Source organism: Neorhizobium sp. LjRoot104, assembly GCF_964253725.1.
Classification (GTDB): Bacteria; Pseudomonadota; Alphaproteobacteria; order Rhizobiales; family Rhizobiaceae; genus Neorhizobium.
On the sequence record NZ_CAXURS020000002.1, the window covers coordinates 1,195,104 to 1,213,778 of the forward strand.

General features: G+C 62.5%; 18 protein-coding genes. 10 read left to right on the plus strand and 8 right to left on the minus strand.

The window, feature by feature from the left end:
• The first annotated feature begins 1 nt into the window (after position 1).
• The 6 genes from ACSQ8R_RS27775 to ACSQ8R_RS27800 all read left to right on the plus strand — a co-directional run bounded on the left by ACSQ8R_RS27775 (position 2) and on the right by ACSQ8R_RS27800 (position 5,645).
• Entirely contained in the window at positions 2-871 is an 870-nt protein-coding gene (locus ACSQ8R_RS27775) for a fumarylacetoacetate hydrolase family protein (protein ID WP_436256560.1), read from the plus strand.
• Positions 868-1,368 carry a MarR family winged helix-turn-helix transcriptional regulator gene (locus ACSQ8R_RS27780; protein WP_436256561.1) on the plus strand — a complete coding sequence of 167 codons (501 nt, stop codon included), beginning with the start codon at positions 868-870 and terminating at the stop codon, positions 1,366-1,368. Before ACSQ8R_RS27775 ends, ACSQ8R_RS27780 begins: the two co-directional genes overlap by 4 nt.
• 285 nt (positions 1,369-1,653) lie before the next feature.
• Positions 1,654-2,712, plus strand: a complete 1,059-nt coding sequence (locus tag ACSQ8R_RS27785) for an alcohol dehydrogenase (protein WP_436256562.1) — start codon at positions 1,654-1,656, stop codon at positions 2,710-2,712.
• A complete protein-coding gene (locus ACSQ8R_RS27790) occupies positions 2,709-3,656 on the plus strand; it encodes a thioesterase family protein (RefSeq protein ID WP_436256563.1) in 948 nt (315 codons plus the stop codon). Before ACSQ8R_RS27785 ends, ACSQ8R_RS27790 begins: the two co-directional genes overlap by 4 nt.
• A 108-nt stretch (positions 3,657-3,764) precedes the next feature.
• Positions 3,765-4,580 (plus strand): SDR family oxidoreductase, encoded by an 816-nt coding sequence (locus ACSQ8R_RS27795; RefSeq protein ID WP_436256564.1) that lies wholly within the window; start codon positions 3,765-3,767, stop codon positions 4,578-4,580.
• Between the two features lie 75 nt (positions 4,581-4,655).
• Positions 4,656-5,645 (plus strand): AraC family transcriptional regulator ligand-binding domain-containing protein, encoded by a 990-nt coding sequence (locus tag ACSQ8R_RS27800; RefSeq protein ID WP_436256565.1) that lies wholly within the window; start codon positions 4,656-4,658, stop codon positions 5,643-5,645.
• A gap of 108 nt (positions 5,646-5,753) precedes the next feature.
• Here ACSQ8R_RS27800 and ACSQ8R_RS27805 read toward each other — a convergent pair whose 3' ends face one another.
• The 5 genes from ACSQ8R_RS27805 to ACSQ8R_RS27825 all read right to left on the minus strand — a co-directional run bounded on the left by ACSQ8R_RS27805 (position 5,754) and on the right by ACSQ8R_RS27825 (position 11,710).
• Positions 5,754-6,476, minus strand: a complete 723-nt coding sequence (locus tag ACSQ8R_RS27805; protein WP_436256566.1) for an enoyl-CoA hydratase/isomerase family protein — start codon at positions 6,474-6,476, stop codon at positions 5,754-5,756.
• Between the two features lie 10 nt (positions 6,477-6,486).
• Positions 6,487-8,838, minus strand: a complete 2,352-nt coding sequence (locus tag ACSQ8R_RS27810; RefSeq protein ID WP_436256567.1) for a xanthine dehydrogenase family protein molybdopterin-binding subunit — start codon at positions 8,836-8,838, stop codon at positions 6,487-6,489.
• A gap of 272 nt (positions 8,839-9,110) precedes the next feature.
• Positions 9,111-9,890: an alpha/beta fold hydrolase gene (locus ACSQ8R_RS27815; RefSeq protein ID WP_436256568.1), complete on the minus strand. Its 780-nt coding sequence runs from the start codon at positions 9,888-9,890 to the stop codon at positions 9,111-9,113.
• Positions 9,891-9,904: 14 nt separating this feature from the next.
• A complete protein-coding gene (locus tag ACSQ8R_RS27820; protein ID WP_436256569.1) occupies positions 9,905-11,029 on the minus strand; it encodes an LLM class flavin-dependent oxidoreductase in 1,125 nt (374 codons plus the stop codon).
• A gap of 69 nt (positions 11,030-11,098) precedes the next feature.
• Entirely contained in the window at positions 11,099-11,710 is a 612-nt protein-coding gene (locus ACSQ8R_RS27825; protein WP_436256570.1) for an NADPH-dependent FMN reductase, read from the minus strand.
• 200 nt (positions 11,711-11,910) lie between these two features.
• Between ACSQ8R_RS27825 and ACSQ8R_RS27830 the strand changes: the two genes are divergently transcribed.
• Entirely contained in the window at positions 11,911-12,618 is a 708-nt protein-coding gene (locus tag ACSQ8R_RS27830) for a GntR family transcriptional regulator (protein WP_436256571.1), read from the plus strand.
• A 52-nt stretch (positions 12,619-12,670) separates the two neighbouring features.
• Here ACSQ8R_RS27830 and ACSQ8R_RS27835 read toward each other — a convergent pair whose 3' ends face one another.
• Positions 12,671-13,342, minus strand: coding sequence for a spermidine synthase (locus ACSQ8R_RS27835; RefSeq protein ID WP_436256572.1), 672 nt, complete (start codon positions 13,340-13,342; stop codon positions 12,671-12,673).
• Between ACSQ8R_RS27835 and ACSQ8R_RS27840 the strand changes: the two genes are divergently transcribed.
• Entirely contained in the window at positions 13,342-13,644 is a 303-nt protein-coding gene (locus ACSQ8R_RS27840) for a hypothetical protein (protein ID WP_436256573.1), read from the plus strand. The genes ACSQ8R_RS27835 and ACSQ8R_RS27840 overlap by 1 nt on opposite strands.
• 455 nt (positions 13,645-14,099) lie before the next feature.
• On the opposite strand, the gene ACSQ8R_RS27845 is transcribed toward ACSQ8R_RS27840, so the two are convergent.
• Both ACSQ8R_RS27845 and ACSQ8R_RS27850 read right to left on the minus strand, forming a co-directional pair.
• Positions 14,100-15,260, minus strand: a complete 1,161-nt coding sequence (locus tag ACSQ8R_RS27845; RefSeq protein WP_436256574.1) for an LLM class flavin-dependent oxidoreductase — start codon at positions 15,258-15,260, stop codon at positions 14,100-14,102.
• Positions 15,257-15,988: an alpha/beta fold hydrolase gene (locus tag ACSQ8R_RS27850; protein ID WP_436256575.1), complete on the minus strand. Its 732-nt coding sequence runs from the start codon at positions 15,986-15,988 to the stop codon at positions 15,257-15,259. Before ACSQ8R_RS27850 ends, ACSQ8R_RS27845 begins: the two co-directional genes overlap by 4 nt.
• Positions 15,989-16,275: 287 nt before the next feature.
• Between ACSQ8R_RS27850 and ACSQ8R_RS27855 the strand changes: the two genes are divergently transcribed.
• Together ACSQ8R_RS27855 and ACSQ8R_RS27860 are read left to right on the plus strand one after the other, a co-directional pair.
• The gene (locus ACSQ8R_RS27855; RefSeq protein ID WP_436256576.1) at positions 16,276-17,067 is read left to right on the plus strand and encodes an SDR family NAD(P)-dependent oxidoreductase; all 792 of its coding nucleotides are present in this window, start codon (positions 16,276-16,278) and stop codon (positions 17,065-17,067) included.
• A 141-nt stretch (positions 17,068-17,208) separates the two neighbouring features.
• Complete coding sequence (locus ACSQ8R_RS27860) at positions 17,209-18,672, plus strand: NAD-dependent succinate-semialdehyde dehydrogenase (protein ID WP_436256577.1); 1,464 nt, start codon at positions 17,209-17,211, stop codon at positions 18,670-18,672.
• Positions 18,673-18,675: the final 3 nt, after the last annotated feature.

Below are 18,675 nucleotides of genomic sequence, written 5' to 3' on the forward strand. Positions count from 1 at the left end.
CATGCGTTTTTGCCGCTATGACGATAATCGTCTCGGCGTGGTCGTCGGCGATCAGGTGAAGGACGTCACCAGCGTCCTCGACCGCCTGCCCAACTACCGTTACCCCTTCCCGCATGGCGACCAGTTCATGGCGCATTTCGCTGAGTTGCGCCCCGTCATGGAAGAAATGGCAAAGACCGCGCCTTCGAAGCCTCTGTCGGATGTCGCGCTGCTGAGCCCGATCGCCAATCCCGGCAAGATCGTCGGCGCGCCGGTCAACTACCGGCTCCATCTCGACGAAGTGCTGGACAGCGACCAGCTGCATCACGGCATGAAGATCAAGCCGATCGCCGAGGCCGGCGTGTTCCTGAAGGCGACAAGCTCGCTGATCGGCCCGTCGGAAGGCGTCGTCGTCGACTGGGCCGACCGCCGCACCGACCACGAGATCGAACTCGCCGTTATCATCGGCAGGAAGGCGTTTCGCGTGTCGGAGGCCGATGCGCTCGACTACATCGCCGGTTACGCGATCTGTTACGACATCACCATTCGCGGCCCGGAAGAGCGCAGCTACCGCAAGTCGCTCGATACGTTCAGCGTGCTCGGCCCCTATGTGGTGACCGCGGACGAGATCCCGAACCCGAACAATCTCGATTTCGAACTGACGATCGGTGGCGAGAGCCGCCAGAAATCGAACACCAGCATGTTGATCTTCAACGTCCAGAAGCTGATCGAATTCGCCAGCAAGGCCTATACGCTCTATCCGGGCGACATCATCATGACCGGCACACCGGAAGGCGTCGCCCCGATCGCCCCCGGCGACGTCCTGCACGGCACGTTCGAAGGCATCGGCTCGATGGACGTGAAGGTCTACGGCAACTGGGACAAGACATGAGTTCCGAGCCGAACACATCCGAAGAGAAGGACGGCCGCGCCGTTCTTCTCGACGGTGTCGTCGGCATCCGAATCCGGCGCCTGCAGGCGCTGTTCGGCAGCCATTGGCAGAACTGGTTCCGCGCCCGCTCGCTCGCGGTCACTCCCGTCCAGGGCGGCGTGCTGCTCCTGATCCGCCGGTATCCCGGCATCAGCCAGATCGCGCTCGCCCGCCGACTGCGCATCGAGCCGCCGACGCTGGTCCAGACGCTCGCACCGCTCGTCAAACACAAACTCGTCGAACGCGACCGCGCCGCCGATGACGGCCGCGTCTACGAACTGCGGCTCACCAGGGCCGGGCTCGATGCCGCAGCCCTAGTGGAGAGTTCGACGCCGCAGCACGAGGCCGATCTGCTGCGGTTTCTCTCCGTGGAGGAACGGCAGGTTTTTCTGGAGTTGCTCGACAAGGCGATCGCCGGCGCCGAAGCCGCGATCGAGGGGCAGGAAAAGGCGGAGTAGCCGGAGCTTGATACAGATACCCACTGCTGCCGTAATTCTCCCTTCCTTCATGGAGAGCCATTCCAACCTATCCCCGGTTACCCTCCCTCTCCGTCGTCATCCTCGGGCTCGACCCGAGGACGACGAGGCTGGCTGTGCGGATAATGGATCCTCGGGTCGAGCCCGAGGATGACGGCAGCGGTTGGGATAAGCCGTTGCCATCAACTCAGGCCAGCTGCCATTTCCCCGATTGCCACATAACAGGCGACCTGATACGTATTTCCATGCATCTGGGAGGAGCAGGACATGCGGTCATGGAAGGTATTCGAGGCATCGGAGGTGCTGCGGGAGGTCGAAGAGGTGACCCCTGAACCCACCGGCAGCGAAGTCGTCGTTTCGGTATCCCATTGCGGGCTCTGCCATTCGGACCTGACCCTGTGGAAGGGCATTTTCGACATGGGCGACAAAAAGGTGTCGATCGACAGTATCGGCATGAAACGCCCGCTCACCCTCGGCCATGAAATCCTCGGCACCGTCACCGCTGTCGGACCTGAAGCCATGGACGTCAAGGTCGGCGATGTCAGGCTCGTCTATCCGTGGCTCGGCTGCGGCGAATGCGACACCTGCCGCGCCGGACAGGAGAACCTCTGCATGCAGGGCCGACCGCTCGGGATGCGCAGGCCCGGCGGCTTCGGCAGCCATGTGGTGGTGCCGGACAGCCGCTATCTCATCGACATCGGTGACCTCGACCCGGCACTTGCCGCCACCTACGCCTGCTCGGGCCTCACCGCCTATTCGGCAATCAGGAAGGCGATGCCGGTCAGGCCTGACGAGGCGGTCGTTGTGGTTGGCGCCGGCGGGCTGGGCCTCAGCGGGATCGTCATCCTCAAGGCGCTCGGGCACCAAAACATCGTCGTCGCCGACGTTTCCGAAGAGAAGCTGAAGATCGCCGCGAATGCCGGCGCCCACAGAACGGTGCTTTCGACCAGCGACGACGTGACGAAAACGATCGTCGATGCGGTCGGGCGGCCGGTGCGCACCATCATCGATTTCGTCAACAACAGCCAGACGGCGGCCTTTTGCTTCCCGGCGCTGGCACGCGGCGGCCGCATCATCATGGTCGGCATGTTCGGCGGCCAGATCACCGTCCCGACCATGCGCATGGCACAGGGGGGCCTCAGCCTGATCGGCAGCATCACCGGCACGCTACAGGAACTGCGCGAGCTGGTGGAGCTCGCCAAAAGCGGAAAACTCGATGCCATTCCCTATGAGGCGGTGCCGAAATCATCAATCAACGACGCGATGAACCGGTTGTCCAAAGGTGCGGTCAAGGGACGTATCGTTCTCAAGGAGGAGCCGGCGTGAGTGCACAGCAAGGCGAAATGCATGAAGTTTGGCGCGGCAGCGTGCGCCAGTGGGAAGTTGATGAGAACGCCCACTGGAACACGCAATATTATGTAGCCCGCGCCAACGAGGGCCTCGCGGTTCTGTTCGGTCTCAACGGCTTGCCCGGCCTCCTCTCGCCCTCGTCCGCCACGACGATCGCCTACAACGAGCATCATATCCGCTTCCATCGCGAGGCCCATGCGGGCACCTCGCTGCACATGACCGCAGGTTTCCTCGACATCGGCGAGACGACGGCGTTTGCGGTTCTCATGCTGCACAACAGCCATTCCGGCCAGCTTGCCGCGAGCTTCAGGGTGCGGCTGACCCATGTCGATACGGCTGACCTGAAGACGCCCCGCCCCTGGCCCACGACTTTCCGCGAAAAGGCCGCCACTTCGCTGGTCGAGGCCCCCAAGGAAGCTCTCGCCCGCGGCACCGGTGACGAAGCTGTGGCGATCAGCGCCTCCCGCGACCGGGCGGTTGCGCTCGGCCTGAAGCGCACCGCGATGAGCCTGATCGAACGGGAAGCCTGCGACGCCTTCAACCGCCTCGGCCCGCAGAAGTTTATCGGCGCGGTCGGCGGCGGGGTGAAGCAGCTCACCGGCCCGATCCGCGAAATCGTCAGCAAGCACGCCGAAACGCCGCCCGGCAAGGTCGGCGGAGCGGTGCTGGAATTCCGCATTCTCTATGGCGAGACCCCGCGCGTCGGTGACTGTTTCGAGATCTGGGGCGGGCTGAAGAAGACCGACCAGCGGGTCATGTCGCTGATCTTCTGGATGGTCGATCCGTTCACCGGCCGGGTGTTCGGCGCGATGCAATCCGTCGCTGTCGTGTTCGATCTCGATGCACGGGCGATCGTGCAGATCTCACCGGCCGCCACGGAGGCGCTGGCTCCTCTGGTCACCGAGGGGCTGTCGTTTTGAGGCAGCGGCGCCCTGGCGCGATCCGATAGTCGATTGGCATCTCTCGCCAGTGCGCGTGGCGCGGTCTGCCCATACCTTTGTGTTCATCAACACGAAGGAGAGAAACCCATGACCAAAACCATCCTCATCACCGGCACTTCCAGCGGCCTCGGACGCGCCACCGCCAAGCTCTTCCATGAGAAGGGCTGGAATGTCATCGCCACAATGCGCACGCCGGAGCGGGAAACCGAGCTCACGCAGCTCGATAACATGCTGGTCGCCCGCCTCGACGTTGAGGACGTGTCCTCGATCCGCTCGGCAACCGATGCCGGGATCGCCAGATTCGGGCGCATCGACGCCCTGGTGAACAACGCGGGTTATGGCGCATATGGTCCGCTCGAGGCGACGCCTCTGGAAAAAATCCGCCGTCAGTTCGATGTCAACGTCCTCGGCCTGCTGGCGACGACGCAGGCCTTGCTACCTCATTTCCGCGCCAACCGCAGCGGGATCATCGTCAACATCTCGTCGATCGGCGGCCGGATGGCCTTCCCGCTCGGCACGCTTTATCACGGCACGAAATTCGCCGTGGAAGGCCTGTCGGAGTCGATGCAATACGAACTCGCGCCGCTCGGTATCACCGTCAAGGTGATCGAGCCGGGTGGCATCAGGACCGACTTCAGCGGCCGCTCGTTCGACATGAGCAATGATGAGAGCTTGACCGAATACCAGCCGCTCGTGCAGTCGCTGTTCCGCTTCTTCGGCCCGATGATGGAGAGTGCCTCTGAGCCGGAGCTTGTGGCCGAAGTGATCTACGGCGCCGCCACTGACGGAACCGACCAGCTTCGCTACGCGGCCGGCGCAGACTCGATCCAGATCCTCGGAAGCCGGGCTGCATCCGACGACGCGACCTTCTTTGGCGGTATGAAAGCGCAGTTCGGGCTTTGACCATCTCCTATCGCCCCGCGCCATTCCGTGCGCGGGGCGATAGACAACCGGCACGACTGGATTCTAAGGTTCCTCATGCAGACGCTCACCTATGCTCTCGACACGACGTGGCGCACATTGCTCGCGGATCTCGGCGTTGGTTCGGCGAATGTGCTGCGCCGTGCCGGCCTGCCGGACGATTTGTTGCACCAGCCTTCGGTGCGGCTTGTACCGGAGGATTATTATCGCCTGTGGGACAGCGCCGAACAGGAGAAGGGCGACCCGCTTTTTCCCATTCGGGTCTGCGAAGCCGTTCGCGCCGAATCCTTCTCGCCGCCGCTGTTTGCGGCGCTGTGCAGTCCCAATCTGCAGGTGGCAGCGCAGCGCGTCGCCAAGTATAAAAAGCTGATCGGCCCGATGCAGATGGAAGTGCGCGACGATCGCGACACGCTGACCATCGAATTCGCCTGGCTTGACGCGCCGCTGTCGCCGCCCGTATCGCTGGTGACAATGGAGCTGCTCTTTTGTGTCACCCTTGCCCGAACCGGCACTCGCGAGGCCATCTCTCCGATCGAAGTCACGACGACAGACCTGCCGTCGCCGCTCGCTCCGTATGAGGATTTCCTCGGCGCTCGTCTCCGCCGCGGTACTGGTCATATGGTCCGGTTTGCAAGATCCGATGCTTTCCGCCCATTCCTGACGTCGAACGAGCCTCTTTGGGCGGCGTTCGAGCCCGACCTGCGCCAGCGCCTGGCAGATCTCGACGCATCGGTGAGCGTCGCCAAACGGGTCCGGGCGGCACTTCACGAAGCCATCCCGAGCGGCCTGACAACCATGGAGGCCGTCGCCAACAAACTGGCGGTGAGCAAGCGCACGCTTCAGCGCCGGATCGAAGCAGAGGGGACGAGCTTCCAGCAGATTCTGAAGGAGACGCGGGAAGCACTGGCGCGGCACTATCTTGAAAAGACCGCCCTGCCCGCGTCGGAGATTTCATTCCTCCTGGGCTTTGACGAACCGAATTCCTTTTATCGGGCTTTCAGGAGCTGGACGGGGAAAACGCCCGACAGTGTCAGGCAGCATGCCTGATTTCGTGATGATGGCTTCTAAGACATGGCGCTGCGGCCTGCTATTGATTTGCGTACCTCTCACGGACAGGAGCCGCTGGGGCAGACGCTAATCTACCGCTGATCCAGCTCAGCGAAATTTCTCCGCCGTCGCGACGCAGTTGATCAGTGCGGCCAGTTCCTTGCGCGATGCGAAAGAGGTCTCCGGGCTCATCGAGAGGAAGGCCTTGATGCCGCGCACGGTGGGGACCGAATTCTTTTCAAGCTGGCCGACGATGCGTTCCACTTCCGCGTCGATGCCGGCGTCTGCGACCGTGATACCGACGATGCCGAGCATTTTTGCTTCCGTTGCGGGGATCACGTCGCGGGTGAGAACCATGCGGGCAAGCGTGGCGCGGGAGACCCGGTCGGCGAGCGCGTTGAGGACCAGGGTCGGGGCGATGTCGTGGTTCATTTCCGGCACCTGGAAGGTGGCGCTTTCGGCGGCGATCGCCACGTCCGCAAGGGCCGCGATGGCGCAGCCGACGCCGGCTGCCCTGCCGCGGATGGCGGTGATGAACGGAACCGGGATTTCGCGCAGCACCTCATAGAAATCAAGGACCGGATCCGAGATCGCGGTGCGCAGATCGAGCGCGGTCGCACGGCTGCCCGCGGCCGGCATGGCGGCGCTGCGGCCGGTGCAGAAGTCACCGCCCTTGGCGTTCATCAGCACAACGCGGGTGTCCGGCGAAAGCGATTTCAGCGCGACGGTGATCGCCTGCGCCATCTCAGGGGTCAGCGCATTGCCCTTGTCGGGACGGTTGAGGGTGATCTCGAGAACATTCCCCCGGGTGTTGATCAGGACTTCGGACAAGACTTTTTCCTCATGCTTCTTGTTTGGCTTTTGCCGCCCGGATCGCTTCCCAGATACGGGAGGGCGTTGCCGGCATTTCGATATGGGTGACGCCGAGATCGGCGAGCGCATCGGTGATGGAGTTGATCGTCACGCCGAGCGACGGTGTCGTACCACCCTCGCCGCCCGGACGGAAACCGAGCGGATGGCTTTTCGCCGGCACTTCGCTGATATGGGTGTCGAAGCTCGGGAAATCGGAAGCACGCGCCACCTGATAGTCCATGAAAGTGGCCGACAGGTTCTGGCCGGTCTCTTGGTCGTAATGCGACCACTCGAACAGCGCCTGGCCGGCGCCCTGGACGATGCCGCCATGGGTCTGGCCATCGACGATCATCGGGTTCAGCGCCTTGCCGACGTCATCGACCGTCGAATAACGCGGGATATGGAAGAAACCGGTTTCCGGGTCGATTTCGATTTCGCAGACCGCGGCCCCGTAGGGATAGGCAAGCCCATGGGTGGTCTCGTCGGACACCGCCGCAAGCACGCCCCGCAGCTCGTCCGGCAGGCCGAGATCGTTTTCGGCAGCCTGGGCCGCCTCGAACAGGCTGACTACGCCGTTCGACCCGCGGGCGCGAAAATGGCCATCGGTGAAGTCGATCTCTTCCGGCACGACATTGAGCATGAAGGCGGCGATCCTGCGGCCGCGCTCGATGATCTCGGCGGTCGCCTTGTGCATGACGATGCTGGCGAAACGCAGCGAGCGGCCGGAATGCGAACCGCCACCGGCCGAGACGAAATCCGTATCGCTGGCGCGGATCTGCACCACCTCGTGGGAAACGCCGAGGAAGGAGCCGACCAGCTGGGCGAACGCGGTCTCGTGGCCCTGGCCGGTATTCTGGGTGCCGATCACAACATCGACAATGCCGGCGGTCGGATCGACGGTAATCTCGGCGCGCTCTCGCGGCACGCCGCTGGTGCCCTCGATATAGTTGGACAGGCCGATGCCGCGATACATGCCGCGCTTGCGGGCTTCAGCGCGGCGCGCCTCGAAACCCGTCCAGTCGGCCATGTCCAGCACCTTGTCCATGCAGCCGATATAGTCGCCATTGTCGTAGGTGACGCCCATCGGGTTGGAATAGGGCGAAGCATCATCGGGGATCATGTTGATGCGGCGCAGCTCCACCCTGTCGAAACCGAACTTGCGGGCGGCAAGGTCGATCATCCGCTCGATGATGTACATGGCTTCCGGACGCCCGGCGCTGCGATAGGGGATGGTCGGCACGGTGTTCGATATCGCCGCGCGAAATTCCACATGCGCGACCGGCACGCGGTAGAGGCTGGTCATCAGCTGGATGCCCTTGTTGAGGGGCGTGTAAGAGACGGTGTGGGCGCCGATATTACTGGTATTGACCGAATGGAAGGCGAGGAACCTGCCGTTTTCATCGAGCGCAAGCCTGGCCTTGACATGCAGGTCGCGGCCCTGGAAATCGGACAAGAACGCCTCGATGCGTTCCGCTTGGTGTTTGACGGGCCGGCCGGTGAGCTTGGCCGCATAGGGGAGCAGCACGAATTCCGGATAGGTGGCGTTGCGGGTGCCGAAATTGCCGCCGACATCGCGGGGCGCAACAACGCGCACGAAGGCCATGTCGACGCCGAGAGACGCCGCGATCTGTTCTCGCATCATCACGACGCCGTGGCCGCCCGAGGCGTGGATGGTGAACTTGCCGGTCTCCGGATCGTATTCGGCTGAGGAGGAACGTGGCTCCATGTGGACGCCGGTGACGCGCTGAGCCCAGCTCGTGAATTCGAGAACATGCGCCGCCTTGGCGAAGGCCTCTGCGGTGCCGGCCTTATCGCCGACTTCGCCGTCCATCGCCTTGTTGCCGGGCACTTGGTCCCAAAGCTGCGGCGCGCCCTCTTCCAGCGCATCGACGCCGCGCACCACGGAGGGCAGCTCCTCCCAGTCGATCTCGATCGCTTCCGCGGCATCCTTGGCGAGATTGGTGCTTTCAGCGACGACCATGGCGACCGCCTCGCCGACAAAGCGGGCCCTGTCTGTCGGCAGCGCCTGGTGCTGGGTGCGGGCGCGCTCGGAACCATCGCGGTTCTTGATGCGGATGTCGGAGCCGAATTGCGAACTGCCGATCGCGTGCGGGATAGGCGCGATGCCGGCTGCAACGATATCCTTGCCGGTCAGGACGGCCAGCACGCCCGGCATGTCGCGGGCAACCGAAGTGTCGATACTGCGGATGATTGCATGTGCATGCGGCGAGCGGACGAAGGCGGCATAAGCTGTGTTCTCGAATTGGAGGTCGTCGGCATACTGGCCCTGGCCGGTGATCAACCGGTTGTCTTCCTTGCGCCTGACGTCTTCACCGATCATGCCATTCCTCCCATTCACATCGTCCCACATATCCCGGACGATGGCATTCCGCATGCGGCTCTTGGGCCTTCCTGGAGCGAAACGCAAATCAATTCATAATAGACACATTATATCCGTCAATGTTGAAAACTCATAATTGCGGAAATTGGCTTCGCAAGCCTTTCCTTTTGACGACGGGCGAGCCCACGGAATGGGGGAAACCGAAGGGTCCCACAAGAAAAAAGGCCCAAACCGAGGTCTGGGCCAAGCTTCCCTGGGAAGGGATTTACGTCTCAGGCGGCCTCTGGCCCCTGATTGAGCACATAGCCGGGGCCGCGCTTCAGGAAATCGGACCAGAGCCGCAGCGTGCGCTCCGGCTGATCGACCTCGATCGAATGGGCGGCATCAAAGATGAAGGCGCGCTGCGATGTCGGGATGTTGCGCTTCAGGTGCGCGCCTGCCTCCGCCGGCACGACCTTGTCTTCGGTGCCGAGCAGGATCAGCGTGACCGCCTCGATCGAGGGCAGGCGCGCACTGAGTGCCTCGTCAACCTGAACATCATTGGCGAGGCGCTCGTAGGTTTTGCCGTTAATGGCCATGACATCAGGCGATTTCGGCACCGACCTGATCTTCTGCGGATGGGCGTAGAGCGCCTTGAAACGCTCTTCCGGATCGGCGGGGAGACCACCCCTGCCCCCGAAGCGGAAGCCGGCCGGCACTCCGAGGATCAGGTGATCGACCATTTTCGGATGTTCGGCGGCAAGCCACAAAGCCGACCAGCTGCCGAAGGACGAACCGATCACGTCGAAACGCGGGCCAACCAGCTTTTCGGCGAACTCGGCGACCATGGCCACCCAGTCCTGCACCGTCTTCAGGCTGTCGTTGCCCTCCGTGCCGTCGAAGCCGGGGCAGATCGGCGCATAGACCGTGTGGCTACCGGTCAGCGACTTCAGCGGCTCGGTCAGCATCACGCCGCCGGCGGCATGCAGGTAGACGACCGGCGTGCCGGCGCCGCCGACATGATAGGAGAGCTTGCCGCGGGAAAGCTCGATCGTCTTCAATTCAAAGGCCATGGATCAAACTCCTCTTACAGGCCGGCGACTTCGGGGGCGATGCGGTCGCGGAACAGTTCCATGCCGCGGCGCACGACGCTTCCCGGCATGTTGCCGACCTTGATCGTCAGGTTCAGCAGGCCGCAATCCAGTTCCTGGCGCAGGCGCTTGATCTGCCTGATCACCGATTGCGGGCTGCCGCAGATGATCGAACCAGCCTCGATCTGCTCTTCCACCGTGCGGCCGCGCAGCGTGGCGAGGCGCTTCTGGAAGTTCTCGCCGGCATCGGCCTCGGTGTAGTAGCGGCTCTGCCCTAGAACGAGCTGCTGGGCGGAGCGCTGCGGGCGCATCAGCGTCTGGTGGAAATAGGTCTGGGCGGCGGCCATGTGGTGCCTTGCCTCCTCGTCCGTGTCGGCGATGCAGATCTGCTGGCCGACTAGGATGTCGTCCGGTGTCGGCTCCCAGCCGTAGGAGCGGGCGGTCTTTTTGAAATTCTCGACCGCAGCCTTGGCGATCGACAGGTCCTGGATCAGCGTGATGCCCATGATGGCGCGCATCTTGGCGACGAACTCGGCCGATTCCGCGTTGCTGGCGGACATCAGGATGCGCGGATGCGGCTTCTGGATCGGCTTCGGCCAGATGGAGACCGCCGGGAATTGATAGTGCTCGCCTTCCCAACCGAACGGTTCGTCCTCGGTCCAGCACTTGATGATCAGCTCGGTCGCTTCCCGCAGCCGGCTGCGGGATTCACTCGGCGGGATGTTGTAGGCAATGTATTCGTGCGGGATGCCCCGCAGGAAGCCGGCGATCAGGCGGCCGCCCGACATCACGTCGATCATCGCATATTCTTCGGCGACGCGGACCGGGTTCAAAAGCGGCAGAAGGTTGCCGACGATCGCTATCTTCGCTTTGGAGGTCTGACGGGCAAGCGCGCCGGCGATCAGGTTCGGGTTCGACATCAGGCCGTATGGGCTGAAATGGTGCTCGTTGCAGCCCACCCAGTCGAAACCGTAGTTCTCGGCATCGACCATCTCGTCGATATATTCGTTGTAGAGCGCCTGGATGCGGGTGCTGTCTATCCCGTGCGTGCTGACCGGCCATTCATGCGGCAGCTTGTCGTAGTCCGGATAGGGCATCAGGTGGAAGAAGTTGAACTTCATGGAAAGCTCCGCTGAGACCGTCGCCGGATGAAGGCAAAACGGATCCGACGATGACGATTGGAAATGGGATCAGTTGCTGGCGACGAGGCGCGGCGCGACATCGTCGATCCGGCTGGCGATCGCCATTTCAGCAAAGCTGACGACTTGAGAAGCGACGATTTCGAGCGGCTGCGCAACCTCGCGGCGGGCCGGTTTGCCGTCGACGAAAGGTTTCTCGTTGGACTTGATGGTTGCCGCATAAGGGGTCGGCCAGCCGCGCAAGGCATGCACGACCGAGCGCAGGCCGATCAGCGTTGCGCCGAGCGCCTGATCGCCGGCGGCGCAGACGATGCAGCCGACGGCACGGCCGTCAAAATAGGAGCGGACGTCGCCCCGCATGTCTTCCGTATAGTCGATGGCATTCTTGATCGTGCCGGACATGCCGCCGTGATAGCTCGGCGTCGCGATGATGATGCCGTCGGCGCGGCGAAGCGACTGGAGCAGGCGAAGGGCGGCCGGAGTGCGGTGCGTCACGCCCGGGTCGAAGAGCGGCAGTTCGAGTTCGGGTCCGCAGATGAGGTCGATTTCCGCGCCGGCATTTTCGGCAGCCACGAGGCAGTAGCGCAGGGCGAGTTCGGAACTCGAGCCGGGGCGCTGGGTCCCACCGATACCGACGACAAAGGGTTTGCGGGTCTGCGTCATGGCGGTCTCCTCCTTCGGCCGCAGCCGATTGCCTTATCAGGCCTCCTGAGGAATATTTGTATACCTTTATATCGAAAGTCAAGAACGTATCGCCATCCAGAAGCATTTATAGATCATCTGGTATACACTTCTTGACGATTGGCCTCAGGGGAAAGTTTATCGTAATCTCCCGGATCATCATGAGAGGAACGGGTGGCGGCTTGACGAACGAGACAACCAGAGACGGAGCCAAGGACGTGGCGACGCAGAGCGCCGTCGAAACCGCCTATCATCGCATCCGGCACCTGATCCTCACCGGCGAGATGCGTTCTGGCGACAAGCTGCTCGAAAACCAGCTCGCCGCTGCAATCGGCGTTTCCCGCACGCCGATCCGGGAGGCTTTGAACCGTCTGAATGCCGAGGGCCTCGTCGTGCTGGAACGCTATCGACGAGGGATCGTCGCGGATTTCTCTCTCGACGACGCGATCGAGATCTTTCGCCTGCGCGCCATTCTCGAAGGCCATGCGACCAGCCGCGCCGCCATTCGCATTTCGGAAGCCGACCTGCAGCGGCTTCAGGATCTGGAACGGGTGATGGAGACCCAGTTCGAGGAACTCGGCTGGAACGAGCATCTCGAAGGGTTCGACAAGCTCAACGCCGAATTCCACGCAGTGATCGCCGCCGCCGCCGAAAGCCCGAGGCTCGAAAAGATCCTCGCCTCCTCGCTGGAACTGCCGGCTTCGATCTTCAACCGTTATTCGGAGCCGGTCGAGGTTCGCACCCGCCGCACCCATGCCCAGCACCGGGAAATCCTCGCCGCGCTGAGAGCCCGCAATCCCGAATGGGCGCAGGCGGCGATGAACGCCCATCTCTTCTCGCTGCTGCCGACCGCTTCGGGCTCGCTGGCGCATGAAGACGGAGCGAAATGAGTGCGGCAGCTCCGCTTTCTTTAGGCTCCCGCGGACCGGCAGTTGCCGACTGCTACCGATTGGTGGCCATCCACAGGACGTGTCGCCCGCCCCGCTTGCCGTTGGCGCGCACATAAATCTCCTCGGCGGTAAATCCCACGTCCCGCAGCCGGCGGGTGAAGGCGGCATCCGGCGCCGACGACCAGACGGCTAGGACGCCGTTGTCGCGCAACGCAGCCTTGGCGGCTCGAAGACCGGCGTGGTTGTAGAGGCCATCGTTGGAGGCCCGCGTCAGCCCGTCGGGGCCGTTGTCGACATCGAGCAGGATGGCATCGTAAGCGGCGTTGCGCGACCGGATCAGCGCGCCGACGTCGCCGACATGAATATCGACACGCGGATCGTCGAGCGTGCCCTTGTGAAAATCAGCCATCGGCCCGCGCGCCCAGTCCACCACGGCCGGAACCAGTTCCGCGACGGTGACCCTGGTATCGCCCGGCAGAGCGCTCAGGGCGGCCCGCAGGGTAAATCCCATGCCGAGACCGCCGATCAGCATATGAGTATTTGTCCGGCCGGCAATCCGCTCGCAGGAGAGCGTCGCCAGCGCCTCTTCCGAACCGCTCAGCCGGCTGTTCATCAGCTCGGTCGAGCCGAGCATGATCGAAAATTCGGACCCGCGCTGCTTCAGGCGCAGCTCGCCGCCCTCTCCGGGAATGGTTGCGCTGTCAAGCTGGATCCAGGGAAGCATTGGCCTATCTCGTCGTCGTGTGTTGGAAGCCTCCTAATACAGGCGTTGCGGGGAAACACCAGACTATCGGCGGTCGGCGAGAGAATCGGGCCGCCGAGGAGATGCCGGAGATGGTGAAAATCGACATCCCCGATCTCGAAGAGGCCGCCATGGCTGGAGGCCTTTCCCTTCATTCCGATGGCGGTGGCGGGGCAGGCTCTGCAACGCCCGACCTGGAACAGGCCGACGGTGGCGGAATGGTCAGCGCCTGGATCAGCACAAAAGCGAGCTCTTCGAGTTCGCCATCGGTAAACTCGGAATAATCGTCTCCAATCGGAAGACCATCCGAGCACCCATCGTTGTTTTTTGGAATCATGTCTCGCCCCAGCCCGCGGCGAACATGCATGGAATTTCAAAAATAGCACCAACTTTTTGATGCTGTGCTGCAAAATAAAAAGGCCCGCGCCTTTTCCCCCTGCGCGGGCCTCTCCTAAGACGTAACCTCTTCTACGCTCGACTTAGGAGAACACCATTGTACTCTCCACTGCAAAGTCCTCAATTCGTCCAAAAGACCTAGCACAAGGGGTATAGCCCCGAGGGGAGCGGCCGGCTTTTGGGGCGCCGGCCGCTAAGACCGCAGCGACTGGGGGGTGACAATAGTGCGGTCCTGCGGCTCAAATGACGACAATAGTGATCGCACATCAAGATGAACCTTGGGTGATATGGCTACGCCCAAAGGCTTCATAGCCTTACCAAAATCATCAAATCGACATCCCCCTCATGCCGCCCGCCTGGCGGTCACGCTGCGCAGATACGGCATGACCTCCTTGGAGTAGATCTCCATGTTCTTGCGGGTTAGCTCGGCCGGCAGTGTACCGAACTGCAGAAGCGTCAGCAGATGGCCGAAACCGATCTGGGCCTGGTATTCTTCCAGCTTCTCGCGCACCGTCGCCGGGCTGCCGCAGATGAACTTGCCCTCTTCGATGACACTGTCGATCGTCTGCTTCATCGAATGACCGGCCTTGGCCGACATCGCGCCCACCATCGACTTCGCCGAGGTGTAGCCGGGCGGCAGAAGCATTTCCATCGGCATGCGCAGGAACTTCTGTAGGAAGGCCTCGATATGCTCCTTGGCTTCCCTCCGGGCGATCTCGTCGGTCTCGGCGACGTAGAGCGGCAGCGACCAGCCGAGCTGGTCCTCGGTCGCCTCGTAGCCGTAGCCGGCAGCGACGTCCTTATACATCTTCATGTAGCGGGCGACGGTCGAAACCGAGGCGAAGGTTTGGAGATAGGTGTACTTGCGATCCGGATGCGCGGCCCATTCGATCGTCTCGCTCGACCCCTGGCTGGGGATCCAGATCGGCGGATGCGGGTTGTCCTGGTAGACCCGCGGCCAGACGTTCACATATTCGAAATTGTAGTGCTTGCCCTCGAAGACGCTCGGGCCGGGTTGCGTCCAGGCCTGCAGGATGAGGTCGTGGGCTTCCTGGAAACGCTCGTGCGAAAACGCCGGGTTAACGCCCCAGGAATGGTATTCGGCGCCGATGCCGCGCACCATGCCGGCGATCAGGCGGCCGCCGGTGATGTTATCGACCATCGCGAATTCTTCGGCGACGGTGAGCGGGTTGTTGAGAAGCGGCAGGGCACGGCCGAGAATGGCGATCTTGACGTTCTTGGTGCGGCGGGCGAGAGCGCCGGCCATGACGCCGGGGATCGGCATCAGGCCATAAGCGTTCGAATGGTGCTCGTTGACGCAGATGCCGTCGAAACCGAGCTGGTCGGCATATTCAAGCTCGTCCAGATAGCGGTTGTAGAGCTGATGGCCCTTCTTCGGGTCGTAGTAGCTGTTCGGCAGGGTGACCCAGGCGGAATTGTGCTTCTCGTCATAGGACAGATCCAGATCCGCATAGGGCATCAGGTGCATGAAGTAGAATTTCATCGCGTAACCTCCCCGATGAAGCCATTGACGAGTTCGACGAAACGGTCGGCCTTCTCGATCTGCGGCAGATGTCCGCAGTTCTCGATGATCTCGAGCCGCGAATTGGGAATGAGGTCGCGCCATGCCGGACCATAACCGACCGGCATTGCCTTGTCGTCGTCCCCCCAGACGATCAGCGTCGGCGCCGGAATGCGATGCAGCCACTTGTGGAGGTCGGGATTGAGGAAACGCGGCTCCCACGCGAGCTTGGCCGAGGTCAGCTTGTTCTTCAGCAGAATTTCCATCCCCTCCCTGGTCTGCGGAACCGCCAGCATCGCTTCCGCAAACGACTGGTCGTGGAAGAGGTTGCGTGCAGTCTCTTCCGGGTTCCACATGAAGACGTCCCCCTTGTGCACGCCCTTCACCCGGATCCCGGCAGGTGCCACGACGGTCAGGGAACTGAGCTTGGTCGCATTGCGGATGGCGATCTCGGCCGCCAGCCAGCCGCCGATCGACGTGCCGACAAGGTTGACCTTCTCAAGACCGAGATGGTCGATGACATCCAGATAAAAGAAGGCGAGGTCCGAAATATTGTCGAGCCATTCGGGACTGTCGGAGGCGCCGAAACCTGGATGTTCCGGCACAATGACCTCATGGGTTTCGGAGAGCTTGTCCATGAATGGCAGCCAGCGCGAGGCGCCGCTCGTGCCATGCAGGAACAGGAGCGGCGCACCAGTTCCTTTCCGCATGAACCGGACTTTGCAGCCGTTTATCGTTTGCGTGCTTTCGGCAAAGCTCATCGGTTTCCGCCCCTCCCAAGAGCCGGTTATCACGGACGGCGAGCGCTCCTCTGCACCCACCCGAATGCCTGTATTGGGGGCAATCTGTATAACCTTGGCAGGCGGGTCAATATGATTCTGTCAAATTTTGATTGATAATAGCAAATTTCTAACTTGCATCTTCGATAATTGCATACAAAGTAAGCGCCGCCCGGGTGGGGAGGATCATGTTCGCCCGGTTCGCAGGGAGGATAGAAATGCAGGCCGAAAAACTGTTTGATCTCCATGGTCAGGTAGCGATCGTGACGGGCGCGGCGAGCGGCCTTGGGCTTGCGATCACCAAGACGCTGGCCGCCAACGGCGCGCATGTGGCATTGCTCGACCTCAATGCCGAGACGCTGGCCGCCGCCGCTCAATGGTTGAACGGCCAGGGCTTTTCCGCCGAAAGCCATCAGGTCGATGTTTCCGATAGCACGGCCCTGCGCGAGACGATCGACGGTATCGCCGGAAAGCACGGACACCTCGATATCCTCGTTGCCAATGCCGGCATCAGCGGCGGCCCCAATTCCCGCACCGAGGCCGGCGCGATCGAGAATGTCAGTGACGAGTTGTGGAACAAGGTAATGGACGTGAACCTCACCGCCACGTTCGTCGCAATCCAGTCGGCCGCCAGGCATATGAAGAAGCAGAGACAAGGCCGCATCGTCGCGATCGCCTCGATCGCCGGCCTGCGCGCCGATCCGATGACCGGCTACGCCTATGCATCCAGCAAAGGCGCCGTCGTCAATCTCGTCAAGCAGGCCTCCTGGGAACTGGCGCCCTATAACGTGCTGGTCAACGGCATCGCCCCCGGCCCCTTCCGCACCAATATCGCCGGCGGCCGCATCCGCGAACCGGCGGTGGAAAAGGCCTTCGCCGACACCGTGCCGCTCGGCCGCATTGCCGAGCCGGACGAGATCATGGGCCTTGCCCTGCTTTTGGCATCGAGGGCATCGAGTTTCATGACCGGAACGGTAATCCCGATCGACGGCGGTACGGTGGCTATCTGAGGCTGCGCGAAATGTCGTAATTGACAATATCAGGGTCCCTGCTTTATCTCCTTGGAGAGGGATGAGGTAGCCGGGCTCGAGAAGAGCCCGAAATTGACGAATGTAAACCGCACTCGTCTCATGACGCCGGAGGAAACCACCATGAATATCGCGACCAATTCCGTCCCCTCGTCCGAGGCTTACGTTTCCGCACGGCTGCTGATCGACGGCGTCTGGCTGGAGAATGGCGCCCGCGAAACGCACCCCCTCATCAATCCGGCCACCGAAAAGGCGATCGGCATGGTGCCGCATGCGACGGCGCAAGATCTCGACCAGGCGCTCGAGGCTGCCAAACGCGCCTTTCCGCTGTGGCGCGCGACGAGCCCGCGCGAACGCGGTCGTATCCTGAAGCGCGCCGCCCAGCTTATGCACGACCGGCAGGAAGAGATCGCCACACTCGCGACGCTCGAAATGGGCAAGCCGATCGCCGAGGCCCGACTGGAGACGCATTTCGCCACGGAAGAAATGGAGTGGTTCGCCGAGGAAGGCCGCCGCACCTACGGCCGCGTCATTCCCGGCCGCATCGGCGAAACCCGCTTCCAGGTTGTCAAGGAGCCGGTCGGCCCGACAGCGGGTTTCTCGGCATGGAATTTCCCGGTCGGCAATGCCGCCCGCAAGATGGGCTCGGCGCTCGCAGCCGGCTGCACGATGATCTACAAGCCCGGCGAAGAGGCCCCGGCATCGGCAGCAGCCGTCGCCCAATGCCTTCTCGATGCGGGCGTTCCGGCCGGCGTCATCGCCGTCGTCTATGGCGTGCCGGACTTCATCTCGCGGCACCTGCTCGCCTCGCCGGTCATCCGCAAGATCTCATTCACCGGTTCGGTCCCGGTCGGCCAGCATCTTATCCGCCTCGCCTCGGAAAGCCTGACGCGCACGACGATGGAACTCGGCGGCCATGCGCCGGTGCTCGTCTTCGACGATGCCGACCAGACGGCAGCGCTCGACATGTCGGTTCAGCGCAAATACCGCAACGGCGGTCAGGTCTGCGTCTCGCCGACCCGCTTCTATGTGCAGGACAAATCCTACGAGGCCTTCTGCGCCGGTTTTGCCGAGCGCGCCTCGAAGATCAAGGTCGGGGACGGCCTCGATCCGGCAACCGGCATGGGTCCGCTGGTCCACGGTCGCCGCCGCGACGCGATCGAGGCGCTGGTACAGGACGCGACCTCCAAGGGTGCCAAGCTTCTGGCCGGCGGCCACCGCATCAACAATGAAGGTTTCTTCTTCGCCCCGACGGTTCTCTCCGATGTGCCAAGCGACGCGCGGATCATGACCGAGGAGCCGTTCGGCCCGGTTGCCGTGCTCAACCGTTTTTCGGATTTCGACGACGCGGTCACCAAGGCGAACGACCTGCCCTACGGCCTTGCGGCCTATGCCTTCTCCAATTCGCACAAGACCATCGCAAAACTTTCCGATGCGCTGGAAGCGGGAATGGTCGGCATCAACTCCTTCAACATCTCCATGCCGGAAACGCCGTTCGGCGGGGTGAAGGCGAGCGGCCACGGTTCGGAAGTCGGGATCGAGGGCGTCGAGGCCTATATGGTCACCAAGACGGTCAGCATCACCTGAGGA

What these genes read in the sequence shown, in the direction of transcription:
- ACSQ8R_RS27775 (WP_436256560.1), top strand. Translation starts at nt 2, where the DNA reads ATGCGTTTTTGCCGCTATGACGATAATCGTCTCGGCGTGGTCGTCGGC.
- ACSQ8R_RS27780 (WP_436256561.1), top strand. Translation starts at nt 868, where the DNA reads ATGAGTTCCGAGCCGAACACATCCGAAGAGAAGGACGGCCGCGCCGTT.
- ACSQ8R_RS27785 (WP_436256562.1), top strand. Translation starts at nt 1,654, where the DNA reads ATGCGGTCATGGAAGGTATTCGAGGCATCGGAGGTGCTGCGGGAGGTC.
- ACSQ8R_RS27795 (WP_436256564.1), top strand. Translation starts at nt 3,765, where the DNA reads ATGACCAAAACCATCCTCATCACCGGCACTTCCAGCGGCCTCGGACGC.
- ACSQ8R_RS27800 (WP_436256565.1), top strand. Translation starts at nt 4,656, where the DNA reads ATGCAGACGCTCACCTATGCTCTCGACACGACGTGGCGCACATTGCTC.
- ACSQ8R_RS27810 (WP_436256567.1), bottom strand. Translation starts at nt 8,838, where the DNA reads ATGATCGGTGAAGACGTCAGGCGCAAGGAAGACAACCGGTTGATCACC.
- ACSQ8R_RS27815 (WP_436256568.1), bottom strand. Translation starts at nt 9,890, where the DNA reads ATGGCCTTTGAATTGAAGACGATCGAGCTTTCCCGCGGCAAGCTCTCC.
- ACSQ8R_RS27820 (WP_436256569.1), bottom strand. Translation starts at nt 11,029, where the DNA reads ATGAAGTTCAACTTCTTCCACCTGATGCCCTATCCGGACTACGACAAG.
- ACSQ8R_RS27825 (WP_436256570.1), bottom strand. Translation starts at nt 11,710, where the DNA reads ATGACGCAGACCCGCAAACCCTTTGTCGTCGGTATCGGTGGGACCCAG.
- ACSQ8R_RS27835 (WP_436256572.1), bottom strand. Translation starts at nt 13,342, where the DNA reads ATGCTTCCCTGGATCCAGCTTGACAGCGCAACCATTCCCGGAGAGGGC.
- ACSQ8R_RS27845 (WP_436256574.1), bottom strand. Translation starts at nt 15,260, where the DNA reads ATGAAATTCTACTTCATGCACCTGATGCCCTATGCGGATCTGGATCTG.
- ACSQ8R_RS27850 (WP_436256575.1), bottom strand. Translation starts at nt 15,988, where the DNA reads ATGCGGAAAGGAACTGGTGCGCCGCTCCTGTTCCTGCATGGCACGAGC.
- ACSQ8R_RS27855 (WP_436256576.1), top strand. Translation starts at nt 16,276, where the DNA reads ATGCAGGCCGAAAAACTGTTTGATCTCCATGGTCAGGTAGCGATCGTG.
- ACSQ8R_RS27860 (WP_436256577.1), top strand. Translation starts at nt 17,209, where the DNA reads ATGAATATCGCGACCAATTCCGTCCCCTCGTCCGAGGCTTACGTTTCC.